Annotated in this window: 18 protein-coding genes and 1 other annotated feature; of the genes, 12 read left to right on the top strand and 6 right to left on the bottom strand. The window is 45.7% G+C overall.

What is annotated here, in order from left to right; genetic code table 11:
- Nucleotides 1–6 precede the first annotated feature (6 nt).
- From JI667_RS07630 to JI667_RS07615, 4 genes are all read right to left on the bottom strand, one after another.
- The gene (locus JI667_RS07630) at nt 7–1,104 is read right to left on the bottom strand and encodes a hypothetical protein (RefSeq protein ID WP_206851686.1); all 1,098 of its coding nucleotides are present in this window, start codon (nt 1,102–1,104) and stop codon (nt 7–9) included.
- Nucleotides 1,105–1,327: 223 nt separating this feature from the next.
- Entirely contained in the window at nt 1,328–2,503 is a 1,176-nt protein-coding gene (locus JI667_RS07625; protein WP_206851875.1) for an acetoin utilization protein AcuC, read from the bottom strand.
- Nucleotides 2,500–3,147 (bottom strand): acetoin utilization AcuB family protein, encoded by a 648-nt coding sequence (locus JI667_RS07620; RefSeq protein WP_206851684.1) that lies wholly within the window; start codon nt 3,145–3,147, stop codon nt 2,500–2,502. The genes JI667_RS07625 and JI667_RS07620 overlap by 4 nt, the downstream gene beginning before the upstream one ends.
- A gap of 30 nt (nt 3,148–3,177) precedes the next feature.
- Nucleotides 3,178–3,810: a GNAT family N-acetyltransferase gene (locus JI667_RS07615; protein ID WP_206851682.1), complete on the bottom strand. Its 633-nt coding sequence runs from the start codon at nt 3,808–3,810 to the stop codon at nt 3,178–3,180.
- 253 nt (nt 3,811–4,063) lie between these two features.
- On the opposite strand from JI667_RS07615, the gene acsA reads away from it, so the two are divergent.
- Nucleotides 4,064–5,782, top strand: a complete 1,719-nt coding sequence (gene acsA, locus JI667_RS07610; RefSeq protein WP_206851680.1) for an acetate--CoA ligase — start codon at nt 4,064–4,066, stop codon at nt 5,780–5,782.
- A gap of 811 nt (nt 5,783–6,593) precedes the next feature.
- On the opposite strand, the gene JI667_RS07605 is transcribed toward acsA, so the two are convergent.
- Nucleotides 6,594–9,551: a transglycosylase domain-containing protein gene (locus tag JI667_RS07605; RefSeq protein ID WP_206851678.1), complete on the bottom strand. Its 2,958-nt coding sequence runs from the start codon at nt 9,549–9,551 to the stop codon at nt 6,594–6,596.
- 177 nt (nt 9,552–9,728) lie between these two features.
- Nucleotides 9,729–9,936: a binding site (T-box leader), on the top strand.
- Nucleotides 9,937–9,990: 54 nt separating this feature from the next.
- On the opposite strand from JI667_RS07605, the gene tyrS reads away from it, so the two are divergent.
- The 9 genes from tyrS (at nt 9,991) to JI667_RS07560 (ending at nt 19,472) form a co-directional block, all read left to right on the top strand.
- Nucleotides 9,991–11,253 (top strand): tyrosine--tRNA ligase, encoded by a 1,263-nt coding sequence (gene tyrS / locus JI667_RS07600; protein WP_206851676.1) that lies wholly within the window; start codon nt 9,991–9,993, stop codon nt 11,251–11,253.
- A gap of 436 nt (nt 11,254–11,689) precedes the next feature.
- The gene (locus tag JI667_RS07595) at nt 11,690–12,496 is read left to right on the top strand and encodes a nicotianamine synthase family protein (RefSeq protein ID WP_206851674.1); all 807 of its coding nucleotides are present in this window, start codon (nt 11,690–11,692) and stop codon (nt 12,494–12,496) included.
- Nucleotides 12,497–12,500: 4 nt separating this feature from the next.
- Nucleotides 12,501–13,736 (top strand): opine metallophore biosynthesis dehydrogenase, encoded by a 1,236-nt coding sequence (locus tag JI667_RS07590; protein ID WP_206851672.1) that lies wholly within the window; start codon nt 12,501–12,503, stop codon nt 13,734–13,736.
- Entirely contained in the window at nt 13,733–14,614 is an 882-nt protein-coding gene (locus JI667_RS07585; RefSeq protein ID WP_206851670.1) for a DMT family transporter, read from the top strand. Before JI667_RS07590 ends, JI667_RS07585 begins: the two co-directional genes overlap by 4 nt.
- Before the next feature lie 23 nt (nt 14,615–14,637).
- Complete coding sequence (nikA, locus tag JI667_RS07580) at nt 14,638–16,170, top strand: nickel ABC transporter substrate-binding protein (protein WP_244668238.1); 1,533 nt, start codon at nt 14,638–14,640, stop codon at nt 16,168–16,170.
- Complete coding sequence (gene nikB / locus JI667_RS07575) at nt 16,167–17,138, top strand: nickel ABC transporter permease (RefSeq protein WP_206851669.1); 972 nt, start codon at nt 16,167–16,169, stop codon at nt 17,136–17,138. Before nikA ends, nikB begins: the two co-directional genes overlap by 4 nt.
- A complete protein-coding gene (gene nikC, locus JI667_RS07570; protein ID WP_206851668.1) occupies nt 17,105–17,920 on the top strand; it encodes a nickel transporter permease in 816 nt (271 codons plus the stop codon). The genes nikB and nikC overlap by 34 nt, the downstream gene beginning before the upstream one ends.
- Complete coding sequence (locus JI667_RS07565; RefSeq protein ID WP_206851667.1) at nt 17,920–18,723, top strand: ABC transporter ATP-binding protein; 804 nt, start codon at nt 17,920–17,922, stop codon at nt 18,721–18,723. Before nikC ends, JI667_RS07565 begins: the two co-directional genes overlap by 1 nt.
- Nucleotides 18,724–18,749: 26 nt before the next feature.
- A complete protein-coding gene (locus JI667_RS07560; RefSeq protein ID WP_206851873.1) occupies nt 18,750–19,472 on the top strand; it encodes an ABC transporter ATP-binding protein in 723 nt (240 codons plus the stop codon).
- 130 nt (nt 19,473–19,602) lie between these two features.
- Here the strand turns inward: JI667_RS07560 and rpsD are convergent, their stop codons facing one another.
- A complete protein-coding gene (gene rpsD / locus JI667_RS07555; RefSeq protein WP_034765742.1) occupies nt 19,603–20,205 on the bottom strand; it encodes a 30S ribosomal protein S4 in 603 nt (200 codons plus the stop codon).
- Between the two features lie 335 nt (nt 20,206–20,540).
- On the opposite strand from rpsD, the gene JI667_RS07550 reads away from it, so the two are divergent.
- Both JI667_RS07550 and JI667_RS07545 read left to right on the top strand, forming a co-directional pair.
- On the top strand, nt 20,541–21,131 hold the full coding sequence (locus JI667_RS07550) for a hypothetical protein (protein WP_206851666.1): 591 nt from the start codon (nt 20,541–20,543) through the stop codon (nt 21,129–21,131).
- 41 nt (nt 21,132–21,172) lie between these two features.
- A complete protein-coding gene (locus JI667_RS07545; RefSeq protein WP_206851665.1) occupies nt 21,173–22,990 on the top strand; it encodes a diguanylate cyclase domain-containing protein in 1,818 nt (605 codons plus the stop codon).
- Nucleotides 22,991–23,455 lie beyond the last annotated feature (465 nt).

Genomic DNA, 23,455 nt, shown 5'->3' with positions numbered 1-23,455 from the left:
TTTACGTTATTGATAGTTGACGACGGCAGGACTTGGATCCATTTTCAGTACCTCTTCAGGAGTGAGGACAGGCACATCTTTCTCATAGAAAATCTTGAATGCGCCATACTGTGCCGGTTCATCACGAATGTATCTCCGGTAGAGTGCCTGCTTATCCGCAGCTGCTCCCCAGCCGTCAAAGTTAATGGCGACTTCCACATTTTCAGTCGGCTCTATTGCATCTTTATTGAACAGGACGGGGCCGGTGAATTGGTGGACGAGGACCAATTTATCCGGGAGGTTGTTCTTTTCGGCAAGTTCAGAGATATACTCGACTGCCTCTTGAATGTCACGGCCATCCACTTCTCCGAGATCCTCTCCGGGTTTTTCCCCTTGGGCTACGTGGAATTCCGTGTCGATCGCAAGGTGAACATTCGGGTGCTTAAGCCATTTCTCCACCATTTTCACCTGATTCATGACTGTATCCGTTCCAAGCTGAATATCAAGCAAGACGAGGGCATCATGCTTCTCGGCAAGCTTCACATACGTTTCGATATTTTCTTCAGACGTCATCTGAACATAATCTCCATCTTTACCCGGTGCATTCTGGGCCATGGTCGTGATCAATTCAATCGTCGGTACTGCAGGACGCTCGGGGTCCAGGTCTGAATAGACTTGAGCTTGTTCTTTTAGTTTTTTTATGTATTCTTCAGGTTCCAGCTGGCCAAGAATACCCATATGCTTAGACGCGGGTGTCCCGTAATAGGTTACCAGACGATGATCTTTTAAAGGCCCGTCGGATAAATCTTCCATACCGGATGATAGGGTTTCACCATAAGGCACTTTACGCTCGGGCTGTTCCTTTTGCTCCTCCTGATTTGTCTGAGCCTGGGCTTCTTTCGTGAGGGTTTCCTTCAGTGACACGGCACCTTCATTCGGCTCAAGAGGCTTATAAGGCTGTTCAGGCTCTTGTTTCTTTTCTGGTTCTTTTTGTTTCTCTTCGCTGGGCTTCTGTTCTGAAGACGCTTCTTCTTTTTCCTTTTCTTTTTCCTTCGTCGCAGTAGGGGAGGAACAGGCTCCCAGTATGAGCGATACAGTTAACATTATCGGCAAATATTTTTTCATTGCCTCACACATCCTTTTTCTTAGAAGATTATGGAGGAGTTTAACACATTTTCCTTTAGAAGAAAGCTATGTAAACAAATTGATAGATAAATTTAATCAGAAAGTAAGTGCCAAGTCCCTGGCACATTCTGGGGAGCTTGGCACTTATTCTATCATTCTTTCTTTTCTACTGTACATGAAGAAGCCTTGACCTTCAAGGGAACGGCTGCGAGAGGGTGTTCCGTTAGCTGGTTGGCTTTTGTCTCAATGCTTGACGAATCGAATAAAGGGCTTTCTCCACGGTTCGTTTGTTCTTTTCCGTGATTTCCCCTTTTCTGGGAATCGGCTTGTAGATGTCAGGAGCATCGGTCCATTCTGTCGGCAATGGAACACCTGCTTTATTCTGCCACCGTTCGATCCATTTAGCAGGGAAAGAAGAAGTGTGGTCCATCCGCCCCGTCATTTCCATCCAGATCAGACTCCAGGCTCTGGGTACGACTCTCCATATGTCATATCCGCCGCCGCCGACGGCAATCCATTTCCCGCCGCAATACTCATGTGCAAGCTCATGAGCGATGCGGGGGATTTCCCGGTAGATTTCCATCGTAGCTGAGAGATGGGTGAGTGGATCATAGTAATGTGCGTCCGCCCCGTTCTGGGTGAGGATGACGTCGGGTTTGAAAAATTCAATGACTTCACGAAAAGATGTTTTATACGCATTGAGCCACGACTCGTCCTCGGTAAAGGCATCCAGTGGGATATTGAATGAATATCCGTAGCCTTTTCCATGACCGCGCTCATTGATATTGCCCGTCCCAGGGAAGAGATACCGTCCTGTTTCATGGATGGAAAGGGTACAAACATCGGGATCATCGTAAAAGGACCATTGTACACCATCCCCATGATGGGCATCGGTATCGACATAGAGAACCCTGGCCCCGTACTTTTCCTGTAAATAGCGAATGGCCACCGAGCTGTCGTTGTAAATGCAGAAACCCGATGCCTTGCCTTTGAATCCGTGGTGCAATCCGCCTCCGAGATGAAGGGCATGCTTCGCTTTCCCGGTCATGACGTAATCGACTGCAGTTAGCGTACCTCCCACTAAATAAGCACTCGCTTCATGCATCCCTCGAAACATCGGGGTATCCTCTGTACCGATACCAAACCCTTCTGCCTGATCTTGGGAAAGCTCTCCGGCACTTGCCCGCTTGACAGCGTTTACATAATTCGGGTCATGATTAAGGAAAAGCTCGTCATCCGTAGCCATCCGGGGAGGGACGATATCCTCCGGTCGAAGAGCATTCACTTCTTTCAGCAAATCCATCGTTAATGTGATCCGGGTTTGATTGAAGGGATGCTCATCAGAGAACCGGTACCCGAGAAGCTCATCTGAATAGATAAAGACTGCATCCTTGTTCATGATGAAATTCCCGGCATGTTTGGCCATAACACGTCATATCCTTCTTTTTTAAGATCGTTGATCACGTTCATCGGATTCATCGTGCGTACCCGGAATACAAGGATTTTAAATGCTTCGTCTTTTTTATCGGGATAGACGAGGACACTTTGGATATTGGAATTATTCCGTCTGATGATTCCTGCCACCTCATAGAGGATGCCTGCTTTATGAGGGACCTTCACTTCAATCTGAGAGCCGGGCTGATGGGCACCGGTCAATTGGATGAGCGTATACAGGAGGTCCGTTTCCGTAATGATCCCGACGAGCTTATTCTCTTTCAGGATCGGTAGGCAGCTGATGTGGTGCTCATAAAATTGGGCCGCGACCTCCTCGACAAAATCCAGAGGATGTCCTGTGATCACTTCCGTCTTCATGATGAATTTAAGAGGGTTTTGTAACTCGGAAGTACTTGGCCCATCATGAAAAATGGAAGGTGTCCCGTCTTTGACATCACGGTCGCTCACGATTCCGACGACCTCCATATCGTCATTCGTAATCGGGATATGCTTGATTTTCTTATCACGCATCAATCGAATCGCAGACTCTATCGTATCGTCGGCTTTCAATGTTTCAACTTTCGTTTTCATTATTTCTTCTACAATCATGTTCTCCACCCCTTCTAGAAAACTGGTACATTAATACATGAAACGATTCATAAACCGAAGCTGGTCGAAGCGTTGAATGGAATCGGCATCCACCCTTTTCCCGATTCGTGCCATCAGGCAGTTCGCAGGATGGGAGCTGATTTCAGGGTCATCGGTAGCGTAATATTCCAGTCCGCCGGCGTTCATCATCTTTTCCATCACTTTACGGTATTCCCATACGTTCAACCCGGTCCCTTTAAGGTCCCAGTGCCAATAATATTCAGTCGTAATGACGATGAAGTCTTCCATATGATCATCCATCATGGATACCTTTAATAGATTCTTTCCAACGGCCGCTCCGCGGAATTTGGGAATGACCTCGATGGCACCAAGCTCGATCAGATTCTCCATTTTCCCCTGTGACCACCGTTCAAGAGGATCAGGATACAAATATGTAACATACCCGACAATGGTATGGTTGTCCCGTGCAATCAGGATCCGCCCTTCCGGTAAACCAGCTATTTCCACAAGTGCCTTGTGCTGCTGGGCAGGAGGTCTGAACGCGACCAGGTCCTCGTGAAAATCAAGGCGGGATAATTCCTCTGCCGAAATCGGCCCTTCAATAACGATGTTTCCTTTTGCCGTTTTTAATTCTGTAGCATTATAGGTTTTTTTCAATTTCATATGGACACCACCTAAAGATATTCCTCCCTTCCATTATACATGAAATCGAAAATGAGAGAGCGCTTTCACTAAAAATTCAGCCGGTTTGAGGATGAATATTATAGTGGTATATTTATAGAGAATGCTATTCTACCAATGTTTTGAGAGGGAATCATAGGTTTATACTACATGGCAGATTTTTTAAAAAATTGAGAAAATATCTGATTTATACTATAATGAGATTGTAATTTCTTACATAAGGGGGATGCGGTATATGAAAGTGGAAGCGTTACCAGTGACAAAGGGAAACTATAATCTTGAAAGCTATGAAAATACGTACCAGTCATTTGATTGGAAAGATGTCGAGAAAGAATTTTCGTGGGCGGAAACAGGTCGCGTCAATTTGGCACATGAAGCCATCGACCGGCATGCAGTATCTTTCAGGAAGAATAAAGTCGCTCTTTATTACCGAGATGCAGAACGTGATGAAAAGTATACGTATTCTGATATGAAGAAGATGTCGAACAAAGCAGGTAACGTATTAAAGCGTTTCGGGGATGTGGAAAAGGGTGACCGCGTGTTCATCTTCATGCCAAGATCTCCTGAACTATATTTCTCCGTATTGGGTGCGATCAAACTGGGGGCCATCGTCGGACCGTTGTTTGAAGCCTTTATGGAAGGGGCCGTCCGGGATCGCCTGGAAGACAGTGAAGCGAAGGTACTCATCACCACGCCTGAGCTGTTGAAGAGGGTGCCTGTAAGTGAACTGCCGAATTTGAAGCATGTCTTCCTGGTTGGCAGCGATGTGGAGGAAGATGATGTCCATTTGGACTTTATGGCCAAATTTGCTGAAGCAAGCGATAAGCTTTCAGTGGAGTGGGTGGACCGGAACGATGGACTGATCCTTCACTATACGTCAGGATCCACTGGAAAGCCTAAAGGAGTCCTTCATGTTCATAACGCAATGATCCAGCATTACCAAACGTCCAAATGGGTATTGGATCTCCAGGAAGAAGACGTGTATTGGTGCACAGCGGATCCGGGCTGGGTCACAGGGACTTCATACGGTATTTTCGGTCCGTGGCTGACAGGAGCCTCTAATGTCATTGTGGGAGGTCGCTTCAAACCTGAGAACTGGTATAAAACGATTGAAGATTACGGTGTGACAGTGTGGTACAGTGCACCGACTGCCTTCAGAATGCTGATGGGGGCAGGGGATGAAGTCGTAAAACAGTTCGACCTTAACTCTCTCCGTCACATCCTCAGCGTAGGGGAGCCGTTAAATCCGGAAGTTGTCCGTTGGGGGATGAAGGTATTCAACCTGCGCATCCATGATACGTGGTGGATGACGGAAACAGGTGGACAGCTGATCTGTAATTATCCAAGCATGGAAATCAAGCCGGGCTCTATGGGGAAACCTTTCCCTGGCATAAAAGCGGCGATCGTCGATGATCAGGGAAATGAAGTGCCTCCGTACAGGATGGGGAATCTGGCCATCAAAAAAGGCTGGCCATCGATGATGAACCAGATCTGGAATAATCCACAGAAATATGAATCTTATTTCATGCCGGGTGACTGGTATGTATCAGGGGATTCTGCCTATATGGATGAAGACGGATATTTCTGGTTCCAGGGACGTATCGATGATGTCATCATGACGTCCGGAGAAAGGGTAGGACCTTTCGAGGTGGAGAGCAAGCTCGTTGAACATCCGGCTGTTGCTGAAGCGGGTGTCATCGGAAAGCCTGATCCCGTCCGTGGGGAAGTGATCAAGGCATTCATCGCTCTTCGCGACGGGTACGAAGTGACGGATGAACTCAAGGAAGAGATCCGACAGTTTGTGAAGAAGGGGCTTGCTGCACATGCGGCACCAAGAGAAATCGAATTCCGCGACAAGCTGCCGAAAACACGAAGCGGAAAAATCATGCGCCGTGTACTGAAGGCCTGGGAGTTAGATCTGCCGACAGGAGATTTGAGTACGATGGAAGATTAAGAGATGGACGAACCTATGCTAGTTAGGATAGCGGGTTTACTAGAGAGCGGCAAAACGGTCAATCGTAGACCTAGTCAAATAGGCAATCACATAATTTTACTGCTTAGTTCACTATCAGAAAAGCTTAGAGATGCTACTATCTCTAAGCTTTTTTTCAAGAATCCATCTGTAAGTTGTACAAGTTCAGAGATGCTAAAGAGAGATTGATAAATAAGCGGAGAAATTCCTCTTAATTAGTAAATAGTACTGAATATAGCTTAAATAGACGGAAATATTCCGGCTATTAACACAAAAAAAGCCCGATTATGGGTAATTTCACTACACTTAAACGGAAAAACTCCGCCTATTAATCCCGATTCAGCTCTATTCTGAAGGTTAACAGTAATATCTCCGCTTATTCTATCTATCAATATAAGCCATTATGGACGCATTCTCCAATAATCAATTCATCTCCCGTGATTTTCCATGTGAACAAGGAAACGGTCAGTATACAATTAAATCTCTCCAAATGTTGATAAATCAATAGATATGGAGAATTCAAGTGCGTTTTCTTTACATTCTCTGCTCCTATAAAGTAAATCGTTGTCCTTTAGGAGTGGGGGTTATGTGATGAGGGGAAAGGGGGGGAAGGTGAGTGTGTCGAAGGGTGGATGAACCGGAGAAATAGAAGATGAAAATCGCAAGTTGAATGTCCGGCACATACATCCCAAAACTGCCATATAAAACTCCAGATTTGCACGAATAATCGAATAAGAGCACTCATAAAAAAGCGGGAAGCGTCATGAAGACGTTTCCCGCTTTTCAACATTTTTCAGTTCTGCGCTGGTGGATCACCCGGTTCTGTCGGAGGCTCTGTTCCACCGTCGCCACCACCGCCGTCACCGCCCCCATCATCCTCAGGTGGTGGGGGTTCTGGTTTGTCCGGTTTATCCGGTTTTGGCGGAGGATCGGTTGGTTTGTCCTCCGGTGGTTTCGGGTCCGTACCCGGTTTATCGGGCTTTGGTTTAGGGTCGGGTTTCGGTTCCGGCTTTCCGATTTGCACCGCATTGGAACGGGCCGACTCTTTACCGGCCACATCGACTGCAACTACGTAGTAATCGCCATTCCCAACGGACACGGCATAGCTTGAGCCCGACTTGACGCTTCCGACTTGACCGCCGGAAGTGCTGTATACCCGGTATCCGACGACGTCGCCGCTTGCGGATGGGGTCCAGGTAATGGTGTTCCCGCTTCCGCTCGCATTGACGGTTCCAGGAGCGGCTCCGTCATCGGAGATCTTATTTTCCGCGACAAGGACATTTTTAAATCGTTCATCACCATCCGGAATCAGTTTATCTGGATTCCCCGGTACAGCTCCAAAGATGTTTTTCACAAAGTCAGGGTTCAAGATGACGCCCGGCTGTGAAAATTCGGCAGGTGTATTCGGTAAAGCGAGGTATTTCTTTCCGTTTACCATCACGTATCGGCTCATAAGCAAGCTGTCATCCGTTTTGGTCGGGACGAATTTCGCGTTGAATAAATCACTCTTCACGAGTCCTGCCTGGCTGCACGCTTCTGATGGAAGCAGACCTGAGATTGAACAGAAAGATCTTCTGACAATGCCTTCAGGCTGCTGGAACGATGCATCAGGATCGATCAGATCGGGAGCAAGGTCCCGTACATCGTTCAACAGATAAGACCACAAACGGATATTACGTAAACCGTAATGCCCGTATTGAGCACGAGATGCAGCTGTATTCAATGAAGAGGGTGTATCATAACCGAACCAGGTTCCGAAGGTGATGCTTGGATTTGTTGCCACAAACCAGTGATCTTTGTAATCCTGACTCGTTCCGGATTTACCGGCCCAGTCTGAATTGAAGTTCAGGAAGGTTTTCGCGTAACGTCCGGTCCCCAGGTTATGATCCAGGGTATCTCGCATCATATCAATCGTTAAATAAGCGGTTTGAGGACTGAATACATCCACAGGATCTGATTTATGTTCATAAACGACCGTTCCATCCTTCTCGACAATTTTGTCGATCATGAACGCATCGATGAATTTTCCTCCATTGGCGAAGGTAGTGTAGGCATTCACATTTTCTTCAACCGTGACACCTGTCGTCGTAGCTCCAAGAGTAAGGGACAGGTTATTGTCATATCGGCTAGAAAGAGAGTTGAAGCCCATTTTCATCAGAAACTCTTTAAAAGGATTCCGGTTATAAATATTCGCATATGTTCTCACGGCAGGAATATTCAAGGATTCTGCCAGGGCGAATCTTGCTGGGAAAAGTCCACGTTCCCTGAACGAGTAGTTCTCCGGCGTCCAGCCATTGATGTTAACGGCAACATCAGGAATCGGTGAACCTGGTGAAATATAGCCGTATTCCAGTGCAGGAGCATACGCGAGCAATGGTTTCATCGTAGATCCGTTCGATCGATGAGATTGGGTGGCATGGTTGATTTGTTCCAATTTGAAATCACGTCCGCCTATGAAGCTGATGATTCGGCCTGTTTTATTTTCAATCATCACGGCACCTACCTGTACCGGCTGTGGCACTTCTACATTTTCACCTGTTTCAGGATCTTTTTGTGTAATGGTTTTGGTAGGACCGTACATATCATACGCATCCTTCGTTTTTTGCATTTGATCATAAATCTTCTTGTTGATGGTCGAATGGATTTCATATCCGCTTTGCCGGACGTTGCGGTCAGCCAGCGTATGGTACTTGTCTTCGAGTTCATCATTATTCTCAAGATCCTCTTTAGAATATCCATCTTTCTTGGCAAGAACATCTTTCAAGATATCCACTGCCCTGCTTTCAAGTTCCGCTGTAAGCCAAGGATACTGCTCTTGCGGAGACGCTTTCGGCTTCACAAAATCCTTTGAGACGTCATAGGCAACGGCATCATCATACTGCTTTTTCGTAATATATCCTTCCCGGTGCATCCGGTAGAGGACCGTGTTTTTACGGTTCATCCCAGCTTCAAGATTCTCTTTCACTTCACCGTTATTTTTAAATGGTGTGTAAGAGAAAGGAGCCTGTGGAAGACCCGCGATGAACGCTGCCTGTGGAAGGGACAGGTCCTTTGCTTCCACTCCGAAGATTCCTTTTGCGGCAGATTGAACGCCTGCGATGTTTTGACCGGAAGAATTTCGTCCCAGAGTCGCTACATTCAGATAGGCTTCAAGAATTTCATCTTTATCAAAAAACCTTTCCAAGCGAAGAGCGAGAAGGATTTCTTTTGCTTTTCTCTCAAATGATACTTCATTCGTGAGGATTTGATTTTTGATCAGCTGTTGAGTGAGTGTACTCCCGCCCGATTGAGTGGATGAATTCGTGAATTCCTGGAGTACGGCACGCATGATCGCTTTCGGTACGACACCGTTATGTTCGTTGAAGTATTCATCTTCCGTGGCAATGACTGCATGTTGTAAATCCGGTGAAATATCTTTAAGCTTCACTTCTTCGCGTTCAAGATCCGTCCTGAGTTTTCCCAGATAGACGTCATCGGCGAAGTAAAGACGTGAGGTTTCCTCATAGTTGTAGATGTCCTTTTTCATTTGATCATAAGGACGGACCGGTTCTTCCTTGACGAGTGAAGCGAAATAACCCGCTCCTACTCCTCCTGCAAAGGCAAACCCAAGTACGAAAATCACGACCAGGATCAGTGATAGGTTCCAGAATACTCCATATGTAATTCTTGCTCGTTTTTGAAATTTAGTATTTGAAAAGAACCTGATTGCAGGGTCTAATTTATCGAGAAATTTGTTCCATTTTTCCTTCATATATCATTCCCCCCAGAACATTCCCATTATAGCATATTCACAAGAAGGCTGTCGTAAAAAGTCAAATAAAATGGTCTTTTATCATGCGTTTAGTTGACTATTATTTTGGAGTATGGTAAAAACCTATTATAGTGATCGACATGATAATCCGTCATAGCATCGGATTTCTGTACAATAATACATGCAATGAGAGGAATAAGTAGTCTGCCTTCCCTGTTACGAAGAGAGTCAGTGGGTGCTGTGAACTGACACAAATGGCCGATGAATTACATCCTTGAGCTTTTGCCGTGAACGTTAGTAGCGGCAAACGGTGAGAGCCGTTATCTTTATGAGTGAAGGATCTTAATCCTTAATTTGGGTGGTACCGCGCGACAGCGTCCCTGCATATATGCAGGGACTTTTTTGTTGTCTGCACGTTTAATTTGGAGGAGGAATAGAAATGGATTTACTTAAAGATTTGGAATGGCGTGGGATCACGTATCAGCAAACAGATGCAGAAGGTTTGAAGGATTTATTGGATAAAGAGAGCATTTCGATTTACTGCGGAATCGATCCGACAGCGGACAGTATGCATATCGGGCATCTGCTGCCATTTTTGACGCTTCGCCGTTTCCAGAACCAAGGGCATCGTCCACTTGTGCTGGTCGGAGGGGCCACTGGATTGATCGGTGATCCGAGTGGGAAAAATGAAGAGCGTAAACTGCAGACCATTGAAGCCATCCAGGGGAATGTAGAGAGTATTAAAGGACAGCTTCAAAGCATTTTTGATTTCGATGGAGACAATGGGGCCGTAATGGTGAATAACTATGACTGGATCGGAGCGATGGATGTCGTCACTTTCCTTCGTGATTTCGGTAAGCATGTGGGTGTAAATTATATGTTGGCGAAAGATACCATTGCGTCCCGTCTGGAATCCGGTATTTCATTCACTGAATTCACATACACGATCCTTCAGGCAATGGACTTCAATCATTTATATGACAACTACAATTGTAAGCTTCAGATTGGTGGAAGCGACCAGTGGGGGAACATCACGACAGGTCTTGAACTGATCAGACGTACCCATGAAGAAGAGACGAAAGCATTCGGTTTCACGATCCCACTCGTCACGAAAGCGGATGGAAGTAAATTCGGGAAGACAGAAAGTGGAGCGGTATGGCTCGATCCGAAGAAGACTTCTCCTTATGAGTTCTACCAGTTCTGGATCAACGCGGCTGATGCGGATGTCGTGAAGTACTTGAAGTACTTTACATTCCTTTCACATGAAGAGATCGAGACACTTTCGGCTTCTGTTGAAACAGAGCCTCATCTTCGCAAGGCACAGAAGACGCTTGGGGAAGAAATGACGAAACTTATCCACGGTGAAGAGGCACTTGATCAGGCAATCCGTATCACTCAAGCTTTATTCAGCGGCGATATCAAGTCATTATCAGCTTCGGAAATAATGGAAGGGTTCAAAGATGTTCCATCATTCGAACAATCTAAAGGAGAAGAAATCGGATTGATCGATTTACTAGTCAATGCAAAAATTTCGCCTTCCAAGCGTCAGGCACGTGAGGATGTAGGCAACGGTGCGATCTACATCAATGGAGAACGCGTAACGGACCTTCAACATGTGATGGGTGAAGATGACAAGATCGAAGGACAATTTACCATCATCCGTCGCGGAAAGAAGAAATATTTCAGAATTCAATACGTATAATAGCAAATAGAATCCATCAGTACGGTATCCGTTTCCTCCTTTGGAAGCGGGTACCGTGCTTTTTTTGTCTGTGAGGAAAAGAGTCTGAAGATCACAAATAAATGACACTATCTTCTAATTTGACGGAAAATAGTAGATTTGTTGGAGTTGTCAGCTTTGAGAATATGTGGTTTAATATCCTTAATCCTCTATTAAAACGTAACGATTACGATTAATGTTTGTGGGAAGTTCTCATCCGTCCACGTTCAACCATATATCATTCAGCTGCGTGCCAGTTGATATCACCACGAGAACAGGAAAAGAATGGACTTAACGACTTGATAGGTGCAATATGCAATTTAAATCGTAATCGTTACGATATTAGCAAAGTATAAATCGTAATGATTACGCTTTTATGGTGAAAAAGGGGAACTTTAAAAGATAGAGGTGAAGCGTAATGAAGACAAAATATGAACTGCTGTGTGCGCTGCAGGTCCTTGAATTTGAAATTTCTATTCTCGCAGATTATTCAAGAGAGTGTGATGAGTGTTACGAGTTACTGCGGGGGAAATTAGATGACCTATGCGGGTTCATTAAAAGTGAAGAAAATGATAGGAGATGGAAGGAGTGGGGATCCCTGCACGAAATCCAGGAGCTGTCGGAGAAGTTGAGGGAGACGTCTGTGAGCGCATTATGTGATATGGAAAAATATCAGTCGGTTCGTGTCGGTCAACAGAGCTTAGGGAACTATTTATCCGCCCTTTCAGAATCCGTAAGGGAAGAATATCGGCGGCTCCATGTACATGAACATTCCAAGGTGTTGTTCATCGGTTCAGGTGCGTTGCCGACAAGTGCCCTCACGATGGCGCAGGATACCGGTGCAGACGTGATCTGTCTTGACTTCGATCAAGAGGCCATCACGTTGTCAAAAAAAGTAGCCTGTATCACAGGGCTTGAATCCCGGCTGACGTTCCTGCATGGTGAAATCCACCAATATCCTGACTTGAATGACGTTACACACGTGTTTGTCGCATCCCTGGTCAGAAATAAGATGGAAGTGATTGAAGACTTGAAGAATAAGGTGAAAGAAGGCGCGAAAGTAGTCGTTCGATTCGGGAATGGTCTGAAATCCGTATTCAACTATCCTCTGGAGGAGAGGTACATGGAGGGGTGGAGTCAAACCCGTCATCAGGCGCAACACACTGATTCGATTTATGACACACTCTTATTGATCAGAACTAATGAATACGCAGGAAGGCGGTGAGAGGGTGGACCATTCATTGATCATCGGGGCAGGGCCCACGGCCGTTCAAACGGCGGTATTGGCAGGGAAGGTATGGAGGGGAGACATCTCGATTGCCTGCCGTGACAGCATTGGATCCAGGCAGCTGAAACGGTATTTGTATGAGCATCATCACACGCTGAAAGTAGAGGGGAAGGACGGGCACTCCCTTTCCGGAAAAGTGACCATTTCTCATTTTTATGAAGGATTTCATCAGGTGGAAGACCGATATTCCACGATCATTCTATGTACACCTAGTGACAGTTACGAAGAAATTCTAAATGCACTAGAGGTGCAAAAACGTAAAAGGGTGAAAACGGTCATTCTGTTGTCACCTGGATTAGGTGCAAACCAACGTATAAGCAATTTAGTGAATGATGAGAACATGGAAGTGATTAGTTTATCCAACTACTATGCTGCCACAAAATTCAAAGAGGACTCCTGCATCGCCTTTACCAAATCCGTAAAGAAAAGGATTTACGCGGCCTCGAATACGGAAGGGCCTGGATTGGACAAGGTAAGGCTGTTATTAGAATATGCCAATATTGATGTTGTGGTGAAAAACCACCCCATTGAGGCTGAGTGTAGGAATATCACGACCTATGTTCACCCTCCCTTTTTCATCAATGACTTTTCATTGAATGAGACTCTGTCTGATACAAAGTCGCTAAAGTCATTGTATAAGTTATATCCGGAAGGTCCTGTCACCCCCTTAGCCATTTCTGAGATGGTCAAGCTGTGGAAAGAATTATCGATCCTGGTAGAGAGGTTGGGAGGAGAACCTATCAATCTGCTTCAATTTCTTCATGATGATAATTATCCAGTAAAAGAGGAGGCTCTTTCACGCTCTGATATTGAGGGGTTCAGTGGATTCGAAACGACAAAGCAAGAGTATTTGTTGTACATACGTTACGCTTCCCTACTGATTGATCCTTTCTCCGTACCTGATGAAAATGGGAGATACTTTGAATTTTCCAGGGTTCCTTATCCTCAGGTATCACATAGGGAATCAGGCGAGTGGGTAATGCCGAGAATTCCAATGGAGGATTATCTGAAGCTGATGGACATCCGGTCATTAGGCCATGAATCAGGTACGAACATGCCCTTGACAAATCATTTCATACAGAGGTTTGAACAGAGAGTAACAGATTGGCAGTCGCAAACAGGAAGGACAATCAAGGGCTTCTGTAAAGGTGTGGAGGCAAGGGAGGTCCCGTCATGAAAAATGGAGTTTTGTTGGCGGTCCTATCATCGCTGACCTTCAGCATCATGAATGCATTGGTCAAAGGAGTGGGGGACTCCATCCCATCGTCTGAAGTCGTATTTTTCAGGAGTATCATAGGAGCTCTCCTCATTTTCCTTTTCATGAAAAAAAAGAGTGTACCGTTTTCCCGGAGCGGGATCCCGATGCTTATGCTAAGAGGGATGCTGGGTGCTTTTTATTTGCTGGCTTATTTCTACACCATTTCGAAGATCACATTGGCAGATGCAAGCATCTTGGCACACTTGTCCCCCTTCTTCGCCGTCCTGTTCTCCTTTTTATTCCTAAAGGAGAAAGTTCCAAAGGGGGCCCTGACGATCCTTCCACTAGTCGTGTTGGGGATTGCCCTGGTTGCGAAGCCAGGCGTATACAGTTCTTACTCTGTCCACGCATTGGTTGGGGTTCTGGGGGCATTATTTGCAGGAGGGGCAGCTGCAAGTATCCGGTACTTAAGCAAAACCCATCATTCCTATGAAATTGTGTTCTATTTCCTGGCAGCCGGTACGATTGCGGCGCTGCCGATCATGTGGGACAGTTTTGTCATTCCATCCGTAAGAGATTCACTGTTCTTACTGGCGATCGGAGTGGTTTCCCTCATCGGGCAAGTCTTCCTGACAAGGGCGTTCACCCATGAAAGTGTAGTCGTCGTTGAGGTCGCCCGTTACATTGGGATTGTCTTCAATGCCATGTGGGGGTTCCTTTTCTGGACGGAAATTCCGGATATCTACACGATTTCCGGAGGTATCCTGATTGTGACGGCGTGTATATTACTGTCACGAAAAAAACAAGAGAAGAAAACCAGGCCCGTTGTCGTGGCCGCTATATCAAAAAATAAATGATTTACTAAGAGGAGAGAAATGTAATGTCAATTAAGAAGATGGCCGGTTGGCTGATGATTGGATTCATCGTCCTGTTCACTGCCGCATGTTCATCAAATGAAAAAGCCGGTACAGAAGAAAACGAAGAAGCAAAAGAGGTAACGTTTTTATCCAATTTCCCCAGTGATACGATGGACCCGCACTTAAACTATACACCCGTCCGGGCAGGGATGGCGGAAACTTTGGTGAAGATCAATGAAGAGCTTAAGCTGGAACCATGGCTTGCAGAGAAATGGGAAAGCGGGGATGAAGGGAAAACATGGACCTTTACCATCCGTGACGATGTAACATTCCAAAATGGTAAGAAACTTGACGCTTTAGCAGTCAAGAAATCATTGGAACGAAATATTGAAGTAAGTGAAGCCATGAAATCCGCTCTGAAGATTGAAGAGGCAAAAGCCGATGGACAGACCTTGACCCTTTCCCTTGAAGAGGCGCTTCCTGAGCTGCCTTCCGAGCTTGTGCACCCGAATACGGCGATCATAGACGTGGATGAAGAAAAGGTAGATCAAAAGCCGGTCGGTACAGGTCCATTCAAAGTAACTTCCTTTAAAGCGGACAGTAAAGTCGGGCTGGAGCGCTACGAGGAGTACTGGGACGGAAAACCAAAGCTTGAAAAAGCGACCCTTACCTTTAATGAGGATGCCAATGCCCGCACGCTGGCCCTTCAATCAGGAGATGCCGATGTCGTATACCGTCCGGCCTTCGAAAGCATGGACCAACTGAAGCAGGATCACTCCATCCGAACCGATGTGGTACCGGGAATCCGGGCACAGATGCTGCTTTACAACTTTGATGGGATCTTTGGGGATAAGCATATCCGGAAAGCCTTTGATGACATGATCGACAGGGAAGAGGTTGTGAACAGTACACTCGCTGGATACGGACAGCCGGCAGGAGGGCCCTTCGTATCGGAATTGCCATTTGCTTCTAATGAATCAAAAGAATTTGATTTGAAAGAAGCAAAGAAACATCTGACCCATGCCGGTGTGGAATGGAAGGACGGCAAAGCGATGAAGGATGGTAAGGAACTTTCCCTGAAAGTCCTTACGTATTCATATCGTCCAGAGCTTCCGCTGATGGCACAGATCCTGCAATCAAATGCGAATGAACTTGGTATCGAAATCAACATTCAACAGGTTGAGAATATTGATGAAGAAATGGCTTCAAAAAACGATTGGGATATTTCCACATATAGCCTTCTGACCGCTCCGCGTGGAGACGCGAGTTATTTCCTCAATACAGCTTATATGCCGGGCGGTTATCTTTATAATGCCGCCAGGATCGACCACAAGGAATTGAAGAAGAAGATTCAATCACTGAATATGACGGTGGATCAGGAAACCAGGAAGAAACTTGCCATGGAAGCGAGTGACATCATTAATGAAGAGTTTCTCCATTCGTTCATTGTGCATCCAAGCAATGTAGTCGCATACAAAGATCATGTAAAGAACTGGGTGACCAGTAAAAGTGAATTTTATATGTTGACGAACGAGCTGGATGTAGAGAACCGATGAGATTTATCTTCAGGAGGATTATGGAGCTCATCCTGTTCCTGGTCGTTCTGTCTTTTGTCAGTTTTACATTCATTCAACTGGCTCCGGGCGACCCCCTGAATGCTATGTTGCAAACCGATGAGGTGGCTGTCTCAGATGAACAGAAGGAGGAGCTCAAAAAGGAACTCGGACTGAATGAACCGATCTATGTTCAATATGGGAACTGGATGATGAAGTTTTTTCAATGGGACCTGGGCGTATCGTACACAACGAAGCAACCGGTCATGGATGAACTGCTGGATAGGCTACCCGCCACGTTACAGCTGACGTCCATGTCCCTTTTATTCATGACGCTACTGTCTGTACCATTGGGTAGCCTGGCTGCAATTTACCGGAACAGATGGATCGACCAGTTGAACAGGATGTTCGCCCTGCTTGGCGCTTCGATTCCGAGTTTCTGGCTCGGACTGCTGCTGATCGATCTATTTTCTGTAAAGCTTGGAATGCTCCCTTCCATGGGGATGGGGACATTCGCTCATTTGATCCTCCCTTCCGTTACACTCGGACTTGCCATGTCGGCGGTCTACGTCAGAATCTTGCGCTCGAGCTTATTGGACAGTTTAGGGCAGGATTTTGTCCGTGCAGCGAGATCCAGAGGGTTATCAAGGAAACGTGTCTTTTTTGCCCACGCTTTTCGCCACAGTCTTACCCCGGTCATAACCATGTTTGGGGTGAGCCTTGGCAGCCTCTTGGGGGGGACGGTTGTCATTGAGGTATTGTTCGCGTACCCCGGGATTGGAAAACTGGTAGTGGATAGCATCTTGAAGCGCGATTATCCCATCATACAAGGTTACATCTTCTTCATGGGGATTCTTGTCATGATGATTAATCTGACGGTCGATGCTTCCTATCGCTGGCTTCATCCAGAAATCAGACTGAAGGAGGTGAAGCGGCAATGGAACGAACGGGAAAAAAGAGCCGCGGATTGATCGGAGTGATTGGTTTATTTACCATCCTTCTTGCATTGGCCCCAATCTTGAGCCCCTATGATCCGCTGCAAGTAGATCCCGGGAACAGGCTCCAGACCATGAGCAGCGACTATTTATTGGGAACGGACCATCTTGGGAGGGATATGTTATCCAGGATACTTACAGGTGCTCAAACAACAGTGGGAATCAGCTTCCTCATCATGATGATGGTCATGCTAATCGGAGTACCTGCAGGATTGATATCAGGTTATTCCGGTGGCTTGATCGACAGGATATTCATGAGAATCACGGACGCAGTGATGGCGTTTCCAGATTTTATCGTGGCGATTGTATTGAGTGGACTGCTTGGTCCTGGGATGTTGAATCTCATGTGGGCAATCGTTCTGGTGAAGTGGACGAGCTATGCCCGCCTGGTCCGGAGCATCGTCCTGTCCGAGAAGCAAAAGGACTATATGTTGATGGCGGAACTAAACGGGGTGCCTGGGTTCCGTGCGATGAGGAAACATCTTCTTCCCCATGTAGCAGGACACGTACTCGTTCTTTGTACACTGGATCTGGGGAAGGTGATCCTCATGATCGCAGCCCTTTCGTATATCGGTCTGGGGGCACAGCCCCCATCACCGGAATGGGGAGCCATGCTGAATGATGGAAGGGCTTATTTTCATAGTGCCCCGCATCTCATGTATATCCCCGGGTTGGCCATTATACTGGTTGTCCTGATCTTGAATCTGGCAGGTGACAAACTGCGAGACCATTACGATGTTAAGAAGGAGGGGGTTTGATGCTTGAAGTAACGGGATTGACCATCGCCAATAAGGATAGACTCATTGTTGATGGAATTTCCTTTACCATTACACGAGGTGAATGGTATGCCCTGGTGGGCGAGAGTGGAAGTGGGAAAAGCGTCACGGCGTTATCAATTGGAGGTATCCTTCCTGCATCGTTACAACTGAAGGCTGGAAGTATCCTGCTCAAGGGACTGGACATGCTTGAAATGAAGAAAACGTGTCTGCTTGGACACACTATATCTTATATTTTTCAAGATTATCAAAGTTCCTTTACCCCTTTTATGAAAATAGGGAAACAGTTCGAAGAGGTTCTTCGTGCTCATACGTCCTGGACAGCTACTGAAAGAGAAATGCGCTCTCTCGCAGCGCTGAAAAAGGTGAAACTTCCTGAAAAAAAGGTATACCAAAGTTATCCTTTCCAGTTAAGTGGGGGACAGCTTCAGCGTGCTGCCATTGCCATTGCCATGATGCTCAAGCCTTCTTTGCTGATTGCCGACGAAGTGACCACTGCACTGGATAGCGTCACGGCCCATCACATCCTGGAATTGTTGAATGAAATGGTAAGAGAAACAAATTGCTCTCTGCTATTCATCACTCATGATCTAAGGAAAGTAAAAAAGTATGCAGACAGAATCGGGGTTATGGAGGAAGGGAAAATAGTAGAGTCTGGCGTGGCGAGAGAAATACTGACGAAGCCATCCCACCCCTATACAAAACTGCTGCTTCAGTCACTTCCGAATCTGCCTGAGACCCGTCACCGTTTGTGGACCAGAGAAATGGAGGAGAAGGGACAGTGAGTAAAGACGTTTTAATCGCAAAAGAAATGACAAAGTCCTATCATTCCAATCTTATGGTAGTCAAAGAGGTATCCTTCTCCATCAGAAAGGGGGAATGCTTAGGTCTCGTCGGTGAAAGCGGAAGCGGGAAAAGTACGCTTGCCCGATGTTTATTGGGATTGGAGGGTTTGGATAATGGCGAGGTTCAGTTCCTTGAAAGCCCTCTTCAACAATTAAAAGGGAACCCGTTGCGGAAAGCGAGAAGGAAGATGCAGGCCGTTTTTCAACAGCCCGGTGGCTCTTTGAATCCAAAACTTAAGATTATGGAGTCCCTGATGGAACCGTGTGACATGGAGCGGGCCTTGGGGAAGCAGAAGAGAAGGAATACGGCAAAGGACCTGCTGGAAATGGTCAGCCTGCCTTTATGGACACTGGATGCCTATCCCCATGAATTGAGTGGGGGAATGACCCAGCGGGTAAACATAGCCCGCGCCATCAGCACAAACCCCGCTCTCATCATACTGGATGAGCCGACGGCAAGCCTTGATGTTTCAGTTCAGGCATCGATTCTGAATCTGTTCAAGGATCTTCAGGACGAACTGGGTATCGCTTATCTATTTATTTCACATGACCTGGCCGCTACAACATATATGAGTGACAGGATCATGGTGATGAAGGAGGGGCGTATTCTTGACTCGTTTCAGAAAGAAGAGATCCTCCTACCGGAACGAGACCTTTATACACAAGAATTAATCGGGATGTTTTTATGAAAATGAGGAAGAGGTCCGAAAGGGTCTCTTTCTGTGCGTTTGGAGCAGTTGTGGGCATACTCGGAATGACAGCATAAGCCACAAAAAAAAAACACTGCCCATAAAATGGACAGTGTCTCTTTCACAAAGATTAACGAGAGTAGAACTCAACGATAAGAGCTTCGTTAATTTCAGCTGGTAATTCAGAACGTTCAGGAACGCGTGTGAATGTACCTTCTAATTTGTCAGCATCGAAAGTTAGGAATTCAGGAACAAAGCTGTTCACTTCCATCGCTTCTTTGATGATGTCAAGGTTACGTGATTTTTCACGAACTGAGATTGTTTGACCAGGAAGAACGCGGAATGAAGGGATGTCTACGCGAGATCCGTTCACTGTAACGTGACCGTGGTTAACAAGTTGACGTGCTTGACGACGAGTACGAGCAAGACCTAAACGATAAACAACGTTATCCAGGCGGCACTCAAGCAGCGCCATGAAGTTTTCACCGTGTTTACCTTGTAATTTGCCAGCTTGGTCAAATAGGTTACGGAATTGACGCTCAGTTACTCCGTACATGTGACGAAGTTTTTGCTTCTCTTGAAGTTGTAAACCGTACTCAGAGATTTTTTTGCGTTGGTTAGGACCGTGTTGTCCAGGAGCGTAAGGACGCTTTTCTAATTCTTTACCCGTACCGCTTAGAGAGATTCCAAGACGACGGGATAATTTCCAGCTTGGGCCAGTATATCGAGCCATGAATGACTCCTCCTTTATTGTTTTTATTTTGTTGTAAAATAAAAACACCTGTGAATAAACAATTATGTGCATTTTGTTTTCATGTACCTTCGCCCTAGCAGCAGAGGGTTACAAGATACACCTCAAGTAAGTAGAGGAACAAAATACGAGCATAAAGGACTTCACTGAAGCTGCATTATTTTACACAAAGAATATTATATGACGTGAGAGAATAGAAGTCAAGGAAGTATTTCGAGATTCATAAGGACTGACGAGATTCCACAAACAAAATAGTCCATAAGTCATTTGTTGTGCTATAATGAAAGTTGAAAATTATGTTAAAAAGGTGAGCAAATTTGCCAGAATCCAATAGAGAGAAAATTCTACGGTATCTATTGATAGGACTGTGTATGCTGGTCGTTTTGGGAGGTTTCATTTATTCCTCTGACTCATCACAAAAAGTCGAGGGGAAAACACCATCCATCCAAGCTGAAGTATTGTCAATGGGAAGCGAAACTAAAAACCCTGTCATCGCAGTGGCGAAGATGGTGGAAGAGCAGCCGGTCCTTGTCATATATGAACTTGATCGTACTAAACAATATTATTTTAAAGTATTACATAGTGTGCCGTTACATAATAAGGTGAAAACAATGAGCTTGGCAAAGGAACATAATGGTATTTGGGTTCAATTGGAAGAGGGGGATTGGGCGTTATTTTCCAATTCTTTGGAGGTCGTGAAGGAAAGGAAGGATACTCCATCAGCCGTCACAACAAGCCGGAATCCTTTTGCACAGGATAAGAACGGATTCATCAGTATTCCTGGGAATATGCGATTGGACCTTTCAGACAGAAGCGGGGAACCAAACGAGATTCATTCTTTATCAGAAGACGGTTCATTATGGATGGTAGTCTTTCAAAAGGATCTGGTACTGGCCAGGAGCCAATGAAGTAAATAGTGTCACAAACCTTTCAGGTGTGGGTGAGGAAAATGTACGTAATCAAACATGCTTTGCATGAATACAAGTCAAAGTTATTCGATTTAATATATGAAGAAATGTCTCCGGAAGCAGATCAATCTGTTCAATTGCAAAAGTGGCTGACGGTCGTGAAGGATTACCTCGAAATCGATCGGGCTTTTTTGTATTTTTATACCAATTCAACCTACTACCTCTATCAACCTCATCAGAATGGAGAGGCTCCTCTTACACTTGCTGAAGCCAGAGAAGAGTATCATTTGCGTCCGGTCTTAATAGAAAAGGATGAAGTCTCATCTATTAAATTCCATCTCTCGAAGAAAGATGGAAGTCCGCTGGCGATCCTCTTGGTAAAGAAGGAGGGTGCGGGCGGATGGGCAGATGAAAGCTTGCTCCACTCTTTTTGGAAGGCAAGCAATCAGTTCTTACAGCATACAGGCGGTATCCAGACGGTCCTTGAAGACGAACGGAGATATCGGGAATTATTCAAGGTAACGGAAATCTTCCACTCGACGAGGGATGTGCGTACGCTTCTCGTGCAGATCATCGAGACGTTGAGAGAGGTATTTCCTGTGGATGAGTTCCATTTATTATTGTCAAATGACCGGTATGAGTTCGGGGAACTTCCCATCAAGAACTTCGACTTTGATCACGCCAATGAATCGGCCATGCAGGCATTTGTCAATGGTAGCATTGAATCAGGGGAGGAAGATGTCCTCTACGCGCCATTAAAAGGAAAGCAGGGTATCTATGGGGTTCTTGAAGTACAATCCATGTCCCATGCCACCTTTACGGATCATAAGATCGAGTTTATCAGACTGCTTGCTTATACGGCGGGGAGTGCCCTGGAGAATGCCAAGCTATATGAGCAGTCGAAAAGATTGATCACCGACCTGCAGCTCATCAATGAAACGTCTCATCAACTGAATTTGAATTTAAGGTTGTCGGAAACCGTCATGTTCTTAAAGAAACAGATCAAGCGGTCTTTTCATGCATCAGCGATCGGATTCGTCCTCCTTGAAAAAGGAGAGTACACCATATTAGATGAAAGCTCCCCTCTCTTTTTTGAAGAAAAAGGCAGAAACTATATTTCTTACGTAAAAGAGCGCATCGAAAAGGAAAGAGATGCCATCTTTTTGGGTGATGTCAGCGACCGTTTTGAAACCGCCGCCGACTTTCCGTCCATCATGGCAGCTCCCATGATTCAAAATGAAGTCCTGATCGGATTCTGCGTCGTCCTGCACAAGGAACCTTATATGTTCTCATTTGATATGTACAAACTGCTGCAGTCGTTCATCCATCATTCGACCCTTGCCATCACCAATGCAACCCTCCGTGAGAAACTCGAGCATATGGTCATCACGGATCATATGACCAAGCTGTTCGCACGGAATTATTTGGATGATGAAATGGAATCCTCCATGAATAAAGATGATTTGGGAACGCTGCTACTGATGGATATAGATGATTTTAAATCCATCAATGATAACTACGGCCATCAGATCGGTGATGAAGTCATCATAAAGGTGTCCAATCTAATCAAAGGCATTGTCAGCCATCATGGTTTCGTTGCCAGATGGGGAGGGGAAGAATTGGCAGCTTACCTGCCTTCCATGGGAAGGGAAAAAGGCCTGGAAATCGCCCGTCGGATCATAAAAGATATCCCATTGAAAACAAGTCCATCCGTCACCCTCTCCTGTGGATTATCCATCTGGAGGAAGAACGACGACACCTGTCCCAAATCAGTCAAAGAACTGGTGAAAAAAGCAGATGAAGCGCTCTATAGCGCCAAGAACAATGGGAAAAATCAGGTTGTGAACGATTGTGATTAAAGTAGTACCAAATAAAAGATGAATTGGGAAGAGCCATTTTGGTTCTTCCTATTTTTCTTTTCTCCGGAAATCGATCTTTTCATTATTCAAATGGTTGAATCCCTGTAAACTAGGATGTACTACAAGTTGAACACTTGTACCCAAAAATCGAACGATAACAGTCGGTCTTTCTAAAAAATGATAACCCCATTTACATTTAGGGAGTACACGATTGTAAAAGTAAGATACTATATAATACATTTAAAGGAATGTTTAGAAAGTTGATTGGAGCTCCAGGTGCTCGACTCCTGTGGGAAACGCTGGACAGCACGAAAAGCGGAGGCGGCTCGTTCAGCCCCGACAAGCATAAGATGAATGGGCTAAGAAGGCGTTCTTTTGCCTTCTTGGACCATTTAGCTTATGACCTCGAGGGGCTAGCAGCCGTAGCTGGACAGGTGAGACCCCACAGGCGCAGCCGAGGAGGCT

This window comes from Bacillus sp. NTK074B (assembly GCF_017303375.1).
Taxonomy (GTDB): domain Bacteria; phylum Bacillota; class Bacilli; order Bacillales; family Bacillaceae_B; genus Rossellomorea.
The sequence above is the reverse complement of the archived record's forward strand: the minus strand, read 5'-3'. Positions and strand labels throughout refer to the sequence as shown.

Coding starts and splice junctions, on each gene's coding strand:
- nikB (WP_206851669.1), top strand. CDS start 16,167: ATGAGATTTATCTTCAGGAGGATTATGGAGCTCATCCTGTTCCTGGTC.
- tyrS (WP_206851676.1), top strand. CDS start 9,991: ATGGATTTACTTAAAGATTTGGAATGGCGTGGGATCACGTATCAGCAA.
- JI667_RS07565 (WP_206851667.1), top strand. CDS start 17,920: ATGCTTGAAGTAACGGGATTGACCATCGCCAATAAGGATAGACTCATT.
- JI667_RS07615 (WP_206851682.1), bottom strand. CDS start 3,810: ATGAAATTGAAAAAAACCTATAATGCTACAGAATTAAAAACGGCAAAA.
- JI667_RS07625 (WP_206851875.1), bottom strand. CDS start 2,503: ATGAACAAGGATGCAGTCTTTATCTATTCAGATGAGCTTCTCGGGTAC.
- nikA (WP_244668238.1), top strand. CDS start 14,638: ATGTCAATTAAGAAGATGGCCGGTTGGCTGATGATTGGATTCATCGTC.
- JI667_RS07595 (WP_206851674.1), top strand. CDS start 11,690: ATGAAGACAAAATATGAACTGCTGTGTGCGCTGCAGGTCCTTGAATTT.
- acsA (WP_206851680.1), top strand. CDS start 4,064: ATGAAAGTGGAAGCGTTACCAGTGACAAAGGGAAACTATAATCTTGAA.
- JI667_RS07605 (WP_206851678.1), bottom strand. CDS start 9,551: ATGAAGGAAAAATGGAACAAATTTCTCGATAAATTAGACCCTGCAATC.
- rpsD (WP_034765742.1), bottom strand. CDS start 20,205: ATGGCTCGATATACTGGCCCAAGCTGGAAATTATCCCGTCGTCTTGGA.
- JI667_RS07630 (WP_206851686.1), bottom strand. CDS start 1,104: ATGAAAAAATATTTGCCGATAATGTTAACTGTATCGCTCATACTGGGA.
- JI667_RS07585 (WP_206851670.1), top strand. CDS start 13,733: ATGAAAAATGGAGTTTTGTTGGCGGTCCTATCATCGCTGACCTTCAGC.
- JI667_RS07545 (WP_206851665.1), top strand. CDS start 21,173: ATGTACGTAATCAAACATGCTTTGCATGAATACAAGTCAAAGTTATTC.
- nikC (WP_206851668.1), top strand. CDS start 17,105: ATGGAACGAACGGGAAAAAAGAGCCGCGGATTGATCGGAGTGATTGGT.
- JI667_RS07560 (WP_206851873.1), top strand. CDS start 18,750: ATGACAAAGTCCTATCATTCCAATCTTATGGTAGTCAAAGAGGTATCC.
- JI667_RS07620 (WP_206851684.1), bottom strand. CDS start 3,147: ATGATTGTAGAAGAAATAATGAAAACGAAAGTTGAAACATTGAAAGCC.